This window comes from Qipengyuania sp. (assembly GCF_042095715.1).
GTDB lineage: Bacteria > Pseudomonadota > Alphaproteobacteria > Sphingomonadales > Sphingomonadaceae > Qipengyuania.
Map to the genome: position 1 here is coordinate 1 of NZ_JBELMO010000031.1, position 13,427 is coordinate 13,427.

Sequence of the window (13,427 nt, forward strand, 5' to 3'; positions counted from 1 at the left end):
CCTTGACGATCGGAATGTTGTCACCGTCGAAGTCGTAGCTCGAAAGCAGCTCGCGAACTTCCAGTTCGACCAGCTCCAGGAGCTCTTCGTCGTCGACCTGGTCGACCTTGTTCAGGTAGACCACCAGCTGCGGCACACCGACCTGACGAGCGAGCAGGATGTGCTCGCGTGTCTGCGGCATCGGGCCGTCGGCAGCGTTCACAACCAAGATAGCGCCGTCCATCTGAGCGGCACCGGTGATCATGTTCTTCACATAGTCGGCGTGGCCGGGGCAGTCGACGTGCGCGTAGTGACGCTTGTCGCTCTCATACTCGACGTGTGCGGTCGAGATGGTGATGCCGCGCTCGCGTTCCTCGGGAGCCTTGTCGATGTTTGCGAAATCGACAGCAGCGCCGCCGTAGGTTTCAGCCATCACCTTGGTGATCGCAGCCGTCAGCGTGGTCTTGCCATGGTCGACGTGACCGATGGTGCCGATGTTGCAGTGCGGCTTGTTGCGCTCGAATTTTTCCTTCGCCATTTTACGAAATACCTCTGATTGAAAGTTGGAAATCCGCGAGGTGAAGGCGGCGCCCTGCGGAATCAGGCGCCGCCCCTAGACCCTGCCTGCCAGTTAAGCAAGCTTCTCCTTGACTTCGGCCGCGACGTTCGCCGGGACCTCGTCATAGTGGCTGAACTGCATCGTGTACTGGGCACGACCTTGCGTGAAGGACCGCAGTTCGTTGACGTAGCCGAACATGTTGGCAAGCGGCACATTGGCTTCGACCGCCTGGGCATTGCCGCGGCTATCGGTACCCTGGATCTGACCACGGCGGCTGTTGAGGTCGCCGATGACGTCGCCGAGATAATCCTCGGGAGTCACGACCTCAACCTTCATGATCGGCTCCAGCAGCTTGATGCCGGACTTCTGTGCCACTTCGCGCATGGCGCCGCGACCGGCGATTTCGAACGCAATCGCGCTCGAGTCGACGTCGTGGTACGCACCATCGTAGAGTTCGACCGTGAAATCGATGATCGGGAAGCCGACCAGATAGCCGCTTTCAGCCTGCTCGCGCAGACCCTTCTCGATCGCCGGGATGTATTCCTTCGGAATGTTGCCGCCCTTGATGTTGTCTTCAAAGACAAAACCCTGGCCGCGCTCGCCCGGAGTAACCTTGATCTTCACGCGGCCGAACTGGCCGGAACCACCCGACTGCTTCTTGTGCGTGTAGTCGATATCCACCGGCTTTCCGAGGTATTCACGGTAAGCCACCTGCGGTGCACCGACGTTCGCCTCAACCTTGAACTCGCGCTTCATGCGATCGACGAGGATGTCGAGGTGAAGCTCGCCCATGCCCTTGATGATCGTCTGACCGCTTTCGTGGTCCGTGGAGACGCGGAAGCTCGGATCTTCGGCAGCAAGGCGATTGAGCGCGACGCCCATCTTTTCCTGGTCGGCCTTAGTCTTGGGCTCCACCGATAGCTCGATCACCGGATCGGGAAACTCCATGCGCTCCAGGATGATCGGCTTGGCCGGATCGCAGAGCGTGTCGCCGGTCGTGGTGTCCTTCATGCCCGCCAGAGCGACGATATCGCCGGCAAATGCCTCTTCGATGTCCTCGCGGTTGTTCGAGTGCATCAGCAGCATGCGGCCGATCTTTTCCTTCTTGTCCTTCACGCTGTTCAGGACCTGACCCTTGGTCAGCTTGCCGGAATATATACGCGTAAAGGTGAGCGAGCCCACGAAGGGATCGTTCATGATCTTGAAGGCCAGCGCGCTGAAGGGCTCGTCGTCGGATGACGGACGGGTCTCTTCCTTGTCGCTGTCAGGCAGCACACCCTTGATGGCGGGCACGTCGAGCGGGCTCGGCATGTAATCGACCACGGCGTCGAGCAGGGGCTGCACGCCCTTGTTCTTGAAGGCCGAACCGCAGGTCACGGGCACGAAGTCGCGCGCCATGGTGCCCTTCCGGATGAGCTTCTTGAGGGTCGCGATGTCGGGCTCGTTACCTTCCAGATAAGCTTCCATGATATCGTCGTCCTGTTCGACGACGGTCTCGATCAGCTTCTCACGGTATTCGGCGGCCTTGTCGGCGAGGTCCGCCGGGATGTCGACGAATTCGTACTTCGCGCCCAGGTCTTCGGCCTGCCAGACGATGCCGCGGTTGTTGACGAGATCGACGACGCCCTTGAGATCGCTTTCCGCACCGATCGGGAGATAGAGAACCAGTGGGGTCGCGCCGAGGCGGTCGATGATCGACTGCACGCAGTAATAGAAATCCGCACCCGTGCGGTCGAGCTTGTTGATGAAGCACATCCGCGGCACGCCGTATTTGTCGGCCTGGCGCCACACGGTTTCGGACTGCGGTTCGACGCCGGCAACGCCGTCGAATACCGCAACGGCACCGTCGAGCACGCGCAGCGAGCGTTCGACTTCGATGGTGAAGTCGACGTGGCCGGGGGTGTCGATGATGTTGATGCGGTACTTGGGCATGTCCGCACGAAGCGCTTCGGGATCCGAGCGCGGGTCCATGGTCGCGTCTTCGGGTGTCCAGAAGGTGGTGGTGGCGGCGGAAGTGATGGTGATCCCGCGCTCCTGCTCCTGCTCCATCCAGTCCATGGTCGCGGCGCCATCGTGCACCTCGCCGATCTTGTAGGACTTGCCGGTGTAGTAAAGGATACGCTCGGTCGTGGTGGTCTTGCCGGCATCGATGTGCGCCATGATGCCGATGTTGCGGTAGCGCTCCAGCGGATAGTCGCGGGCCATAGGAAATTCCTCGTCAGGTCGGGGGTGCGTGTGATGCCGCCCCCATATGGTAGGTTTTGTGTCTACTTAAAGACGTGACTGGCAGGAGATGCGGGCGGCGATCCTACACCGCCACCCGCTCACCCTGTTTACCAGCGATAGTGCGAGAAGGCGCGGTTCGCGTCCGCCATGCGGTGCGTGTCTTCGCGCTTCTTGACCGCGTTGCCGCGGTTGTTGGCGGCATCCATCAGCTCGCCCGAGAGACGCGCGGCCATGGTGGTTTCCGCACGCCCGCGCGAGGCGGTGATGAGCCAGCGAATGGCCAGCGCCTGGGCACGCTCGGGGCGAACCTCGACCGGCACCTGATAGGTCGCACCGCCGACGCGGCGCGAACGCACCTCGACCTGCGGCTTGATGTTCTCGAGCGCGGCGTGGAACACCTCGACCGGGTTCGCCTTGGCCTTGGTCTCGACCGTGTCGAGCGCGCCATAGACGATGCGCTCGGCAGTGGACTTCTTCCCGTCGAGCATGAGGTTGTTCATGAACTTCGACAGCACCTGATCGTTGAACTTGGGATCAGGCAGGATTTCCCGCTTTTCGGGACGACGACGACGTGACATTTCTCTGTCTCCAAATCTCTAACCGGCCCCTCCCCTCGTCATCCCCGCGAAGGCGGGGATCCAGGGCGGCCGGGAAAGCCTAAACGGCCTCGGGACTGGATCCCCGACAAGCCCGCCCGTGGCGACCTTTCGAGGATGACCATGCCCCCGGCATGGTCACTTCGGACGCTTGGCGCCGTACTTCGAACGGCTCTGCTTGCGGTCCTTCACACCCTGCGTATCGAGCACGCCGCGCAGGACGTGATACCGCACGCCGGGAAGGTCGCGCACACGCCCGCCGCGGATCAGCACGACGCTGTGTTCCTGCAGGTTGTGGCCTTCGCCCGGGATGTAGGAGATGACCTCGCGCTGGTTGGTCAGGCGCACCTTGGCCACCTTGCGCAAAGCGGAGTTCGGCTTCTTCGGCGTCGTGGTATAGACGCGAGTGCAGACACCGCGCTTCTGCGGGTTCTGCTCCATCGCAGGGACCTTGCTCTTGGCCTTCTGCGGAACGCGGCCCTTGCGGACCAGCTGGTTGATCGTCGGCATGAGTTCTCTCTTCACCGTATGAAGGTGCCACTGGACCGGATGGAGAATGCAGGAACGCGCCCGATCATGCCGTCGAACGGGCGCCCAAGGGCACCGAACGGGGGCGATCGCGCGAGCCTGAAACGCTCCACCCGGCACGGACACCGGGTTACTCTGACGGCTGCCCCAAGCATTCCGCGAGGCATTCCTAGTGGAATGCGCAGCACCGGGAAGCGCAGCTCTGCAAGGCAGACCTGATCCGGAGCCACTTGCCTCACGGTCCGCCCCAATAGAAAAGAGCCTGTCGCTATCCGCTCCAGGCCCCGGGACATCACCGGCAATGTTCAGCTCTATCTGACCGGCAGGGCAAGCGAGCCATCACCGGATGGGCGGGCGCATAATAGGACGCGCCTTTCGGGTCAAGTCCCAAACCCCGCCGTCCCGGCCGCAACTGCGGTGAGGAACCCCTGCCCCGATAGACCGTTCAGGCCGAAACCACGCATCGTGCGCCGCCTGACGCGCGCACAATCCATCGAGCGAGTTTTCGGAAGGAACGTCAAATGTTTGGATGGGCCATCGCCCTCGGCATCATCGCGCTGATCGCGGCCATATTGGGCTTCAGCGGTATCGCGGGAACTCTTGCCCATATCGCGATCATCATTTTCGTCATCGCCCTCATCGCGACGATCGTATTGTTCGTCCTGGGCTGGATGGGCGCCAGGCGCGTCGTTGACGGAAAATAGCCATTACGGCTTGCCATCGGGCGGATTGCAGCCCACCATTACCGAACCAACAAAGGGGAATATTATGAAATTCAACACTCTCATGCTGGCCGCACCGGTCCTCGCCCTCGCCACTCTGGGTGCATGCTCGGAAAGCGAGCAGGAAGCTCAGGAGGATCTGGCCGAGCAGCAGTACGAATCCCAGGAAGACGTGCTGGAAGAGCAGGCCGACCTGGCCGAGGCACAGGGCAACGAAGCGGCCGAAGAGACGCTCGACATGCAGGCCGACGCCATGGGCGAAGCCGGCGACCAGGCCGAAGACATGGTGGACGAAACCGCCCAGTAAGTCTTTCGCCATTGCCGCCCTTCACGGGCGGAGAAAAGAAGCGGCGCCTGTCTCCGGACGGGCGCCGTTTTTTGGGCGGCTGGATGATGTGCTTAATTTGGGAACTGAGCAAAAGAGCTCGAACTTTCGCAATAAAAATCTGGGCGCGTTCAGAATGCGCGCTGGTAGCATGTGTTTGACGGGCTATCCTCGTGGCCTTACATGGTTAATGGTTGTCAACGAAACGAGAAGTGTCGTTTGCGCGAACAAACTGTTGTCGAAGTCGTTAGACACCTAGCCAGCGGTCGCACTGAGCCATACCAATGTCGGTTGGATGACGGTGAACTCTACGCGGTAAAAGGAAGAAATGCGACAACGCGCGGACTGATTGCGGAAGCCATCGCAGCTGCCCTTGGACAACGCTTCGGGTTGCCTGTTCCAGATTTCGCTTGTTGCGAGATTCCACCTGATTTGCTGCGAACAATTCCCGACGACAATGTAAACCGCTCGCTAGGTTCTGGGGTATGCTTTGCTTCATTATGGATCGAGCCAGCCGACAACTTGACCATGCCGATGATCAAAAAGGTCGGTCCGGTGGCGCTTGCCGAGATATACGTCTTTGACCACTGGATTGAGAACGGCGACAGAACGCTCACTCCCATGGGCGAAAACGTAAATCTACTTTTCTCATTGCCCGACGAACGGCTCATCGCCATTGATCACAACCTGGCTTTCAGCGATACCCACGTGGACGACGACCTAAGCGTCCACGCTGGACGGGGGTCGTGGTTGAAAACCAAAGATCTCATCGGATTTCGCGATAAGCTGGAAGCAAAGATGAAGGAATTAACCACCTCAATCGATACCTTATGGGAAGAGCTCCCTTATGCATGGACCGATGAAGCTCCGGATATGCTCGAGAGGATTAAGCAGGGTCTCGCTAGAGTGGAAGAGAACGAATTTTGGAATGAACTCGGATGACCGGGCTTTTTAGATACTCAATAGTTAGGTTCCGCCCTTTTGCGGAGACTGGCGAATTTGCAAATGTCGGGATTGTTTTGACTGAAATTGGCGAAGGCCGGTCTGTATTTCGGCTGGCTCCAATGCGCTTTAGTCGGATCAAAAACTTTTTCGATGATTTCGCTTACCGCGCATACCGTCAGGCAATTAAATATCTAAGAAAGGATTTGGAACGAGCAGTGCGTCAAACCCCCCTCCTTCTTGATGGCAGTGAAGAAAGTTACTATTCTGAGTTCTATAGAGTTCGTGAATCAAGCGTTTTTTTCAGTGAAGCTCGGGTTTTGAAAAGCAAGGAGAGTATTGAAAATCTTGCCGATCAATTATATGATCGCTTTATACATCGAAATTTCGCTTCTTCTGAGAACCTTGAGGCAACGCTCACGAAAAACTTAAGAACAACCTTACGTTCACATGGAATAACTCACCTTAGAAATCTTAGGGTCGAAGACGACGTAGTCCCGATAATCTTACCACTCGCCTATCGCTCTGACGAGATCTATGGGATCAAGCCTCTCGCATTTTCTCAAAAAACGCCATTGAGCGTATTCGACCATGGATCGAGTTGGAAAACGCGATTTGAGTACCTTCTGAATCGTAAGAAGCTGCGGCCACATAATGTTCTTTTGGCGCTCGCGCCTCCTGAAAATGACGATCCTTCCTTTGCAGAAGCATATCGATTGGTTGAAGATGAACTGAGGCAATTACCTTTTCAGAAAGTTGTCGCTGATCGCTCATCAGTCGCCACTTCTAGGATCGTGCAGTTTGCGGGCGAAATGCCCATTGATCATCGGTTATTCACAAGTCACTAAAGCGATACGAATTTCGCTCGTTCACAACCTCAATCGTAGGAGCCATTCCACGCCCGTCGACCGTTGTTCCAACAAGGTAGAATCCTTTGCCAACCACAACCCCGAAGACCCCATCCATATCGACGCCGCCGATGCGCGCGGGGCGGATGTCGTGCTGCGCAAGAAGCGGGAGCGGTGGATTTTCGTCGGCGGGCTGGTGGGGCTCGTGCTGCTGGTGCTGATCTTGCGGCGGTTCGCCTGAGCCGCCCGCACATGACGGGAAAGCCCGTGCCAGCCGCAGAAGGACCGTAAACGAATAACCTATTAGGTTATTTTATTCTGTCCTATTGGTTCGCGACAGTGCAAAGTTGCGGACATGATGACAACACACGATTCGTATGACGGGGCCGGGGTCGCTTGGCTGCTTTCGGGCGGCGCGGCGGTTTTGCTGGCGCCCTCGGGTGCCGGGCACAATGCGTCCGCGTCGCGTGGCTTCCTCCGCGCAAGCGCTCCGGGCGGCCCTTGGCCTTGCGTTTCGCCGAGGCGACCCGGAGCATTCGGACCCGTTGACCTCCGGAGGGTCATGCCATGAGCACCCGCGCCATTCCGCGACAGGGGAGCAGTGCCGTCGCCAATCCCGGCCCTCTGCCCGAGGAGGACGATCCGCTGCTCGCCTTCGCGCCTTTCGTCCATACGCACCCGCGGCGCAATTCCATCACGCCCGATCTCCAGCGCCGGTTCGTCGCCACGCTGGCCGCGACCGGCATCGTGCAGCAGGCCGCGCGCAGCATCGGCAAGAGCATGGAGGCGCTCTACAAGCTGCGCGCGCGGCCGGGGGCGGAAGGCTTTGCCGCCGCCTGGGACGAGGCGCTGGGCTGGGGGTTGCAGCGGCTGGAGGACTGCGCGATCGAGCGCGCTCTGTCGACCGGCAATCCGGCGGGCAATGCGATGCTGTGCTTCGTCCTCGGCCGGCGCGAGCGCCATCTAGTCGACATCCGCGATCTGGAACCCGGCCACCCCGTCTATGAAACCATCCGCGGCGAGGTGCTGGAGGAGGTCGAGGCATTCCTCTCTCAGGGTCGGGCGGACCAGCCGAGCAAGGGGCCGGATTCAGCAAGTTGCGCTGGAAAGCGGCGCAAAACCGCGTAGTTTCCCCTATTGTTCCTCGTCGCAAATCCTTCAAACTCACTGATCCAATTTGCCCAGTGTTGCGGGAGCTTCGGCTCCGTTCGCCACTCGCTTCGGGCCGCGCGGTGACGACGGATCCGGCTTTCCGCCTGATGGGGGGAGAGACCTGACGGGATGGATCGCCTCGCGACCGACCTAGCTCCAGCAGAGATCATGGCCCTGGGCCTGGCACTTGCGCTGTGCGCGGCGGGCGTGGGTCTGGCCACCCGCTATGCCCGCCGGGCGCAGAAACCCACGGGGCGCGAACCGGGCGCGGCGATATTGGCGATCCTCGCGCTCAGCGTCCCTATCCTGGCCTTTACCTTCCAGATCACGCTGGTGGCCGACCAGGGCCATTACGCCCCCGCCGCCGCAGCCGCCCATGTGGCGCTGACCCTCGGAATCGCTGGGCTGAGCATATGGTGGATCACCGGAAGGGCGCGACCCGCTGGCCTGTTGTTCGTGGCGCTGGTGGGTTGCGCGGCCCTGGCGGGGGCGCTGGCGATCGAGCTCCCCTCCCTGTTCGCTGTCGAAAGCCAGCAATCGGGCGAACCCTTCGGCCGGCGGCCTGTCGCCAGTGCCGTGCTTCTGCTGCTGACCGCGCTGCTGCTGGTGGGGCTCAAGGCGGGCGACATGATGATGGCGAGCAGCCAGCGCGATCTTCACGAGGATTTCCGCCGCTCCATGGGGCTGGACCCGGAAACCGGGCTTGCGCGAATGAAGGTGGTACGCGCGGAATTTGCCCGCCGGGTTGCACTGGGCGAACCCGAACGGATGATCGCCATGGCATCCTTCCAGATCGCCAACCTTCCCGAACTCCGCGCGCAATACGGTTCCTCCTTCGCAGATCACGTGGTCAGATTGGTGGGCTCGCTGCTCGAAAGCCAGAAGGCCGCCGCCGCAGTCGTTGCGCACGAGGGCCGCGGACGCTTCACCGGTATCGACTATGTCGAAAACGCGGCCGAAATGGAGCAGCGGATGCGGCGGCTGGCGGCAAGCTATGCTTCTGATCTTGTTGTCAAGAGCCGCCCCGTCCGGGTGGAGGTGCGCATCGGCGTGGCGTTCTATCCCACGGACGGCGCCGACGCGGGCGCGGTGGAGGAGAAAGCGCATTCGGCGCTCGAGGTGGCCCTGTCCGATCCGCTGGGCGACGTGGTGCTGCACAATCTGTTCGATGCCGCCGAGGTGAAGCGCAAGGCGACGCTCGCCAACGACATGCGCGGCGCGCTGGGCCGGGATGAACTGGCGCTTTTCCTGCAACCTCAGGTCACGCTGAGGGACCGTCGGATCATAGGCTACGAAGCATTGCTTCGTTGGCGCCATCCGGAGCTGGGGCTGGTATCGCCGGGCGAGTTCGTGCCTCTGGCCGAATCCAGCGGGCTGATCGTGCAACTCGGGGAATGGGCTCTTCGGGAATCGTGCCGTGCCGCGAGCGCCTTGCCGCCCGAATATCACGTCGCGGTCAATCTCTCGCCGCTCCAGCTGCGGCAGAAGGACCTGCCCGATTGCATAATGGACGCACTCAAGGCTTCCGGAATCGAACCGCATCGGCTGGAGATCGAACTTACCGAAACGCTCCTGATCGACGATCCGAGCGTTGCGCTGGTCATGCTCGAACGGATGAAGGCGCTGGGCGTCAGGCTGGTGCTGGACGATTTCGGCGCCGGCTATTCCTCCATGTCCGTACTCAAACGCTTTCCCTTCGACAGGGTCAAGCTGGACCGATCCTTCGTTGAAGACGTCCCTCGAAGTTCAAAGGCGGAGGCGATCCTGCACGCCATGTTCGATCTGGGGCGCAAGCTGGAAATGCCTGTCATGGCGGAAGGCGTGGAAAGCGAATGGCAGCTGTTCGCGTTGGAACGCGCCGGCTGCGAGGTTTTCCAGGGCTTCATGGGCGGGCGCCCGTGCCCTGCGGAACAGGTGCTGGCCGATCCCGGGCAGTCCAATCGGGATGGTAACGATCCGCGAAACGATGTGGAAGCGCTGCGGGTCTAGTTTTCCAAAGAAGCCCGAAATCGCCCCCTTGCCAAAGCCGCCACGCTTCGCCATAGGCGCGCCTTCCGCATGGATTGCGGGCGGTTTCGCCCCAGCCTTTCGCCGGAACGCCCGGGTAGCTCAGTGGTAGAGCAGACGACTGAAAATCGTCGTGTCGGTGGTTCGACTCCGCCCCTGGGCACCACTTTCTTCCGCCTCTTTCCAGAATCTCTGGCGCGCTCGCGCCAATAAGGATGATCGCGCCCCGAGATCCGGCTTCCGCAAATCGAGGGGCCTCACCCTTGCCCTTACCGCTCGCCGCCGTCATGACGCCACCATGCATGAAGCCAGCCAGTACGGGCTTTCCCCCTTCGACATCGCCGCCCTTCTGATCGTCGCATCGGCGCTGTTCGGCACCTTCAACCATCATGTCCTCAAACTGCCGCACGTCATCGGCTTGACCGTGATGGGCGCGCTGGCGGCGATCGGGCTGATGGTGGCGAATTGGCTGATGCCGGGCACCATGATCGACAACTGGGTGTCCAGCTTGCTGGTGCGCATCAATTTCACCGACACGCTGCTACAGGGCATGCTCAGTTTCTTGCTGTTCGCGGGCGCGCTGCACGTGGACCTTGAACGCCTGAAGCGGGGCTGGTTGCCGGTGCTGCTGCTGTCCACCGTGGGCGTCTTGCTTTCGACCGCCATCGTCGGCGGCCTGACCTGGGGCGTCGGATCGCTGATCGGCCTGCCGATTGCGCCGATCTGGTATTTCGTTTTCGGCGCGCTCATCAGCCCCACCGATCCAGTGAGCGTCTTGGGCGTGCTGAAGGAAGAGGCCGTCCCGCCCGGCCTTCAGGCCGCCGTCGCCGGGGAAAGCCTGTTCAACGACGGCGTGGGAATCGTGATCTTCGTGATCCTGCTCAATGCGGCGATCACGGGCGCCGATTTCAGCCTGGCGGAGGGAGCGAGACTGTTCGCCATCGAGGCGGGCGGCGGCGTGCTGCTGGGCCTGGCACTGGGCTATGTCGGATTCCGTGGGCTTGCGAGCATGGACAATTACTCGCTGGAAGTTTTGATCACGCTGGCGCTGGTCATGGGCGGCTATGCGCTGGCCATGAACCTGCACCTTTCGGGACCGCTGGCGATGGCCGTCGCCGGCCTGTGGATCGGCAACCAGGGCGTCGAGCACGCAATGAGCGATCTGACCGAGGATTATGTGGTCAAGTTCTGGGAATTGATCGACGAGCTGCTCAATTCCGTCCTGTTCCTGCTGATCGGGCTGGAACTGATCGCCCTGGTGCCCGGAATTCCGCATCTCCTGATCGCGCTGGCGGCGATCCCCATCACGCTGACCGCGCGCGGCGCGGCGGTGACGGTAACCACGCAGATCGTGCCGGGAACGCGCCTGTCCGACCGGGGTGCGGGGCGCATCCTGTGGTGGGGGGGGCTGCGCGGCGGTATTTCCGTGGCGCTGGCCCTGTCTTTGCCGGAAGGCCTCACCCGGGAGCTCCTGCTGGCGGCCACTTTCGCCGCCGTGCTGTTCAGCGTGCTGGTCCAGCGCGCCACCATCGGCAAGCTGATAGCGCGGCTGAAGGGCGACCACGTGGAATGCGTGGAAGAGACCGATGTGCCCGATCCCCAGGCCGCCTCCCGAGCCTGATTGCCCTTCCCCATCCCTTGCGGTAACGGGGGCGACATTCCGCCGGTCTTGCGCCGCATCGCGCCCCGGCGCTAATCGATTTCAATCTTCAGGAAAGCACCGCCCATGTCCCGCCGCCGCCAGATCTACGAAGGCAAGGCCAAGATCCTTTACGAGGGTCCAGAGCCGGGCACCATCATCCAGTACTTCAAGGACGATGCCACCGCCTTCAATGCCCAGAAGAAGGGCACGATCAACGGCAAGGGCGTGATCAACAATCGCATCAGCGAATACGTGTTCACGCGCCTCAATCACATCGGCGTGCCAACACACTTCATCCGCCGCCTCAACATGCGCGAGCAGCTGGTTCGGCAGGTGGAAATCGTGCCTATCGAAGTGATCGTGCGCAATGTCGCCGCCGGATCTATCTGCAAGCGGCTGGGCCTGGAAGAAGGCGAACCGCTGCCGCACACGCTGATCGAATATTGCCTCAAGGACGATGCCCTGGGCGATCCGAAGATTTCCGAAGAGGAAATCGCCTGTTTCAACTGGGCGGGCCGCGAGGAGATGGCCGACATCTCCAGCATGGCGATCCGCATCAACGATTTCCTGTGCGGATTGTTTTCGGCGATCGACATCCGGTTGATCGACTTCAAGCTGGAGTTCGGCAGGTTGTGGGATGGCGATTACAGCCGCATCATCCTGGCCGACGAGATCAGCCCCGACGGTTGCCGTCTGTGGGACATCAACACGGGCGAAAAGCTCGACAAGGACCGCTTCCGCCGCGACATGGGCGGAGAGGAAGAGGCCTACCGCGAAGTGGCACGCCGTCTCGGCCTGCTGAACGAAGGCGACAACGGCCCCGGCGAAGTCGTCGACATGGCCCACCACCGCGGACGGCTGCGGGGCGGCGGCAAACCCAAGAAGGGCTGACTGCCCGGCCTTGCTAGCGGGCGTTGGTGGAGGCATAGGCAGCCGCCAGATCAGCAGTCGCCAGCCCTTGTCAGCCGGAGAGCACAATCATGAAAGTCCGCGTCCACGTCAGCCTCAAGCCCGGGGTTCTCGACCCGCAGGGGCGCGCTGTTCACCATGCCCTGGGCGGGCTTGGTTTCGATGGCGTGTCGGACGTGCGCGTGGGGCGCAGCATCGACCTCGTCGTCGCTGACGGCACCACCGATTCCGATCTGGAAGCAATGTGCGAGAAGCTGCTCGCCAACACCGTGATCGAGAATTACCTCATCGAGAAACTGGAAGGGGCCGCAGCGTGAACTGGCGCGCCGCTGTCGTCACTTTCCCCGGATCGAACTGCGACCGGGATATGGCGGTGGCGCTGGAGCGCGCATCAGGAACGCCCGCGCTCCGCGTATGGCACGGCGATGCCGATCTGCCGAAAAACCTCGATTTCATTGCCCTGCCCGGTGGCTTTTCCTACGGCGACTATCTGCGCTGTGGAGCGATGTCCGCTGTCAGTCCGATCATGCGCAGCGTCATCCAGGCCGCCGGTCGCGGCGTGCCGGTCCTTGGCGTGTGCAACGGATTTCAGGTTCTGGCGGAGGCACGGCTGCTGCCCGGCGCACTGATGCGCAACGCAGGCCAGACGTTCATCTGCCGACACGTGGCCTTGCGCGTGGAGAACAGCCAGAGCCTGTTTACGGCCCGCTACGATCAGGGGGAGGAAATCTCCATTCCCGTCGCCCACCACGATGGCAATTATTACGCCGATAGCGAAACGCTGGACCGGCTAGAGGCCGAAGGGCGGGTTGCTTTCCGCTATGTTACGGGCTGCAACGGTTCGCAGCGCGATATCGCGGGAATCCTCAACGAGGCCGGCAATGTGCTGGGCATGATGCCTCACCCCGAACGCGCGGTCGACCCGGCGCACGGCGGAACGGACGGGCTGCGGTTGTTCGAAAGCGCGATCGGCGCGCTGGTCGGGGCCTGAT

15 protein-coding genes and 1 tRNA gene are annotated in these 13,427 nt (G+C 61.4%); 12 read left to right on the forward strand and 4 right to left on the reverse strand.

All coding sequences use genetic code 11. From position 1 onward, the window contains the following. The 4 genes from ACFDTG_RS08920 to rpsL all read right to left on the reverse strand — a co-directional run. Positions 1-517 (reverse strand): GTP-binding protein (locus ACFDTG_RS08920; protein ID WP_375290682.1); only part of this gene is annotated, 517 nt, incomplete at its 3' end. 93 nt (positions 518-610) lie between these two features. After that, positions 611-2,743 (reverse strand): elongation factor G, encoded by a 2,133-nt coding sequence (fusA, locus tag ACFDTG_RS08925; protein ID WP_375290683.1) that lies wholly within the window; start codon positions 2,741-2,743, stop codon positions 611-613. A gap of 128 nt (positions 2,744-2,871) precedes the next feature. Further along, complete coding sequence (rpsG, locus tag ACFDTG_RS08930; protein WP_375290684.1) at positions 2,872-3,342, reverse strand: 30S ribosomal protein S7; 471 nt, start codon at positions 3,340-3,342, stop codon at positions 2,872-2,874. Positions 3,343-3,498: 156 nt separating this feature from the next. Then, positions 3,499-3,870: a 30S ribosomal protein S12 gene (gene rpsL / locus ACFDTG_RS08935; RefSeq protein WP_006831873.1), complete on the reverse strand. Its 372-nt coding sequence runs from the start codon at positions 3,868-3,870 to the stop codon at positions 3,499-3,501. A 539-nt stretch (positions 3,871-4,409) separates the two neighbouring features. On the opposite strand from rpsL, the gene ACFDTG_RS08940 reads away from it, so the two are divergent. The 12 genes from ACFDTG_RS08940 to purQ all read left to right on the forward strand — a co-directional run bounded on the left by ACFDTG_RS08940 (position 4,410) and on the right by purQ (position 13,426). After that, positions 4,410-4,592 (forward strand): DUF1328 domain-containing protein, encoded by a 183-nt coding sequence (locus ACFDTG_RS08940; RefSeq protein ID WP_375290685.1) that lies wholly within the window; start codon positions 4,410-4,412, stop codon positions 4,590-4,592. A 64-nt stretch (positions 4,593-4,656) separates the two neighbouring features. Continuing rightward, entirely contained in the window at positions 4,657-4,917 is a 261-nt protein-coding gene (locus ACFDTG_RS08945) for a hypothetical protein (RefSeq protein WP_375290686.1), read from the forward strand. 201 nt (positions 4,918-5,118) lie between these two features. Beyond that, positions 5,119-5,877, forward strand: coding sequence for a HipA family kinase (locus tag ACFDTG_RS08950; protein ID WP_375290708.1), 759 nt, complete (start codon positions 5,119-5,121; stop codon positions 5,875-5,877). After that, positions 5,874-6,725, forward strand: a complete 852-nt coding sequence (locus tag ACFDTG_RS08955) for a DUF3037 domain-containing protein (RefSeq protein ID WP_375290687.1) — start codon at positions 5,874-5,876, stop codon at positions 6,723-6,725. Before ACFDTG_RS08950 ends, ACFDTG_RS08955 begins: the two co-directional genes overlap by 4 nt. Further along, positions 6,697-6,966: a hypothetical protein gene (locus tag ACFDTG_RS08960; protein WP_375290688.1), complete on the forward strand. Its 270-nt coding sequence runs from the start codon at positions 6,697-6,699 to the stop codon at positions 6,964-6,966. Before ACFDTG_RS08955 ends, ACFDTG_RS08960 begins: the two co-directional genes overlap by 29 nt. A gap of 326 nt (positions 6,967-7,292) precedes the next feature. Then, complete coding sequence (locus ACFDTG_RS08965; RefSeq protein WP_375290689.1) at positions 7,293-7,853, forward strand: hypothetical protein; 561 nt, start codon at positions 7,293-7,295, stop codon at positions 7,851-7,853. Positions 7,854-8,006: 153 nt separating this feature from the next. Then, positions 8,007-9,866 carry an EAL domain-containing protein gene (locus tag ACFDTG_RS08970; protein ID WP_375290690.1) on the forward strand — a complete coding sequence of 620 codons (1,860 nt, stop codon included), beginning with the start codon at positions 8,007-8,009 and terminating at the stop codon, positions 9,864-9,866. Between the two features lie 109 nt (positions 9,867-9,975). Continuing rightward, a tRNA-Phe gene (locus ACFDTG_RS08975) sits at positions 9,976-10,050 on the forward strand. A 132-nt stretch (positions 10,051-10,182) separates the two neighbouring features. Continuing rightward, positions 10,183-11,505: a cation:proton antiporter gene (locus ACFDTG_RS08980; protein WP_375290691.1), complete on the forward strand. Its 1,323-nt coding sequence runs from the start codon at positions 10,183-10,185 to the stop codon at positions 11,503-11,505. 105 nt (positions 11,506-11,610) lie between these two features. Further along, on the forward strand, positions 11,611-12,417 hold the full coding sequence (gene purC / locus ACFDTG_RS08985) for a phosphoribosylaminoimidazolesuccinocarboxamide synthase (RefSeq protein WP_375290692.1): 807 nt from the start codon (positions 11,611-11,613) through the stop codon (positions 12,415-12,417). Positions 12,418-12,506: 89 nt separating this feature from the next. After that, positions 12,507-12,752, forward strand: coding sequence for a phosphoribosylformylglycinamidine synthase subunit PurS (gene purS / locus ACFDTG_RS08990; protein ID WP_375290693.1), 246 nt, complete (start codon positions 12,507-12,509; stop codon positions 12,750-12,752). After that, a complete protein-coding gene (gene purQ / locus ACFDTG_RS08995; RefSeq protein WP_375290694.1) occupies positions 12,749-13,426 on the forward strand; it encodes a phosphoribosylformylglycinamidine synthase subunit PurQ in 678 nt (225 codons plus the stop codon). Before purS ends, purQ begins: the two co-directional genes overlap by 4 nt. Position 13,427 lies beyond the last annotated feature (1 nt).

Excerpts from the sequence above, each read along its gene's own strand:
- ACFDTG_RS08955 (WP_375290687.1), top strand. The coding sequence starts at position 5,874 with ATGACCGGGCTTTTTAGATACTCAATAGTTAGGTTCCGCCCTTTTGCG.
- rpsL (WP_006831873.1), bottom strand. The coding sequence starts at position 3,870 with ATGCCGACGATCAACCAGCTGGTCCGCAAGGGCCGCGTTCCGCAGAAG.
- ACFDTG_RS08980 (WP_375290691.1), top strand. The coding sequence starts at position 10,183 with ATGCATGAAGCCAGCCAGTACGGGCTTTCCCCCTTCGACATCGCCGCC.
- purC (WP_375290692.1), top strand. The coding sequence starts at position 11,611 with ATGTCCCGCCGCCGCCAGATCTACGAAGGCAAGGCCAAGATCCTTTAC.
- ACFDTG_RS08940 (WP_375290685.1), top strand. The coding sequence starts at position 4,410 with ATGTTTGGATGGGCCATCGCCCTCGGCATCATCGCGCTGATCGCGGCC.
- rpsG (WP_375290684.1), bottom strand. The coding sequence starts at position 3,342 with ATGTCACGTCGTCGTCGTCCCGAAAAGCGGGAAATCCTGCCTGATCCC.
- ACFDTG_RS08950 (WP_375290708.1), top strand. The coding sequence starts at position 5,119 with ATGGTTAATGGTTGTCAACGAAACGAGAAGTGTCGTTTGCGCGAACAA.
- purS (WP_375290693.1), top strand. The coding sequence starts at position 12,507 with ATGAAAGTCCGCGTCCACGTCAGCCTCAAGCCCGGGGTTCTCGACCCG.
- ACFDTG_RS08965 (WP_375290689.1), top strand. The coding sequence starts at position 7,293 with ATGAGCACCCGCGCCATTCCGCGACAGGGGAGCAGTGCCGTCGCCAAT.
- ACFDTG_RS08970 (WP_375290690.1), top strand. The coding sequence starts at position 8,007 with ATGGATCGCCTCGCGACCGACCTAGCTCCAGCAGAGATCATGGCCCTG.
- ACFDTG_RS08945 (WP_375290686.1), top strand. The coding sequence starts at position 4,657 with ATGAAATTCAACACTCTCATGCTGGCCGCACCGGTCCTCGCCCTCGCC.
- fusA (WP_375290683.1), bottom strand. The coding sequence starts at position 2,743 with ATGGCCCGCGACTATCCGCTGGAGCGCTACCGCAACATCGGCATCATG.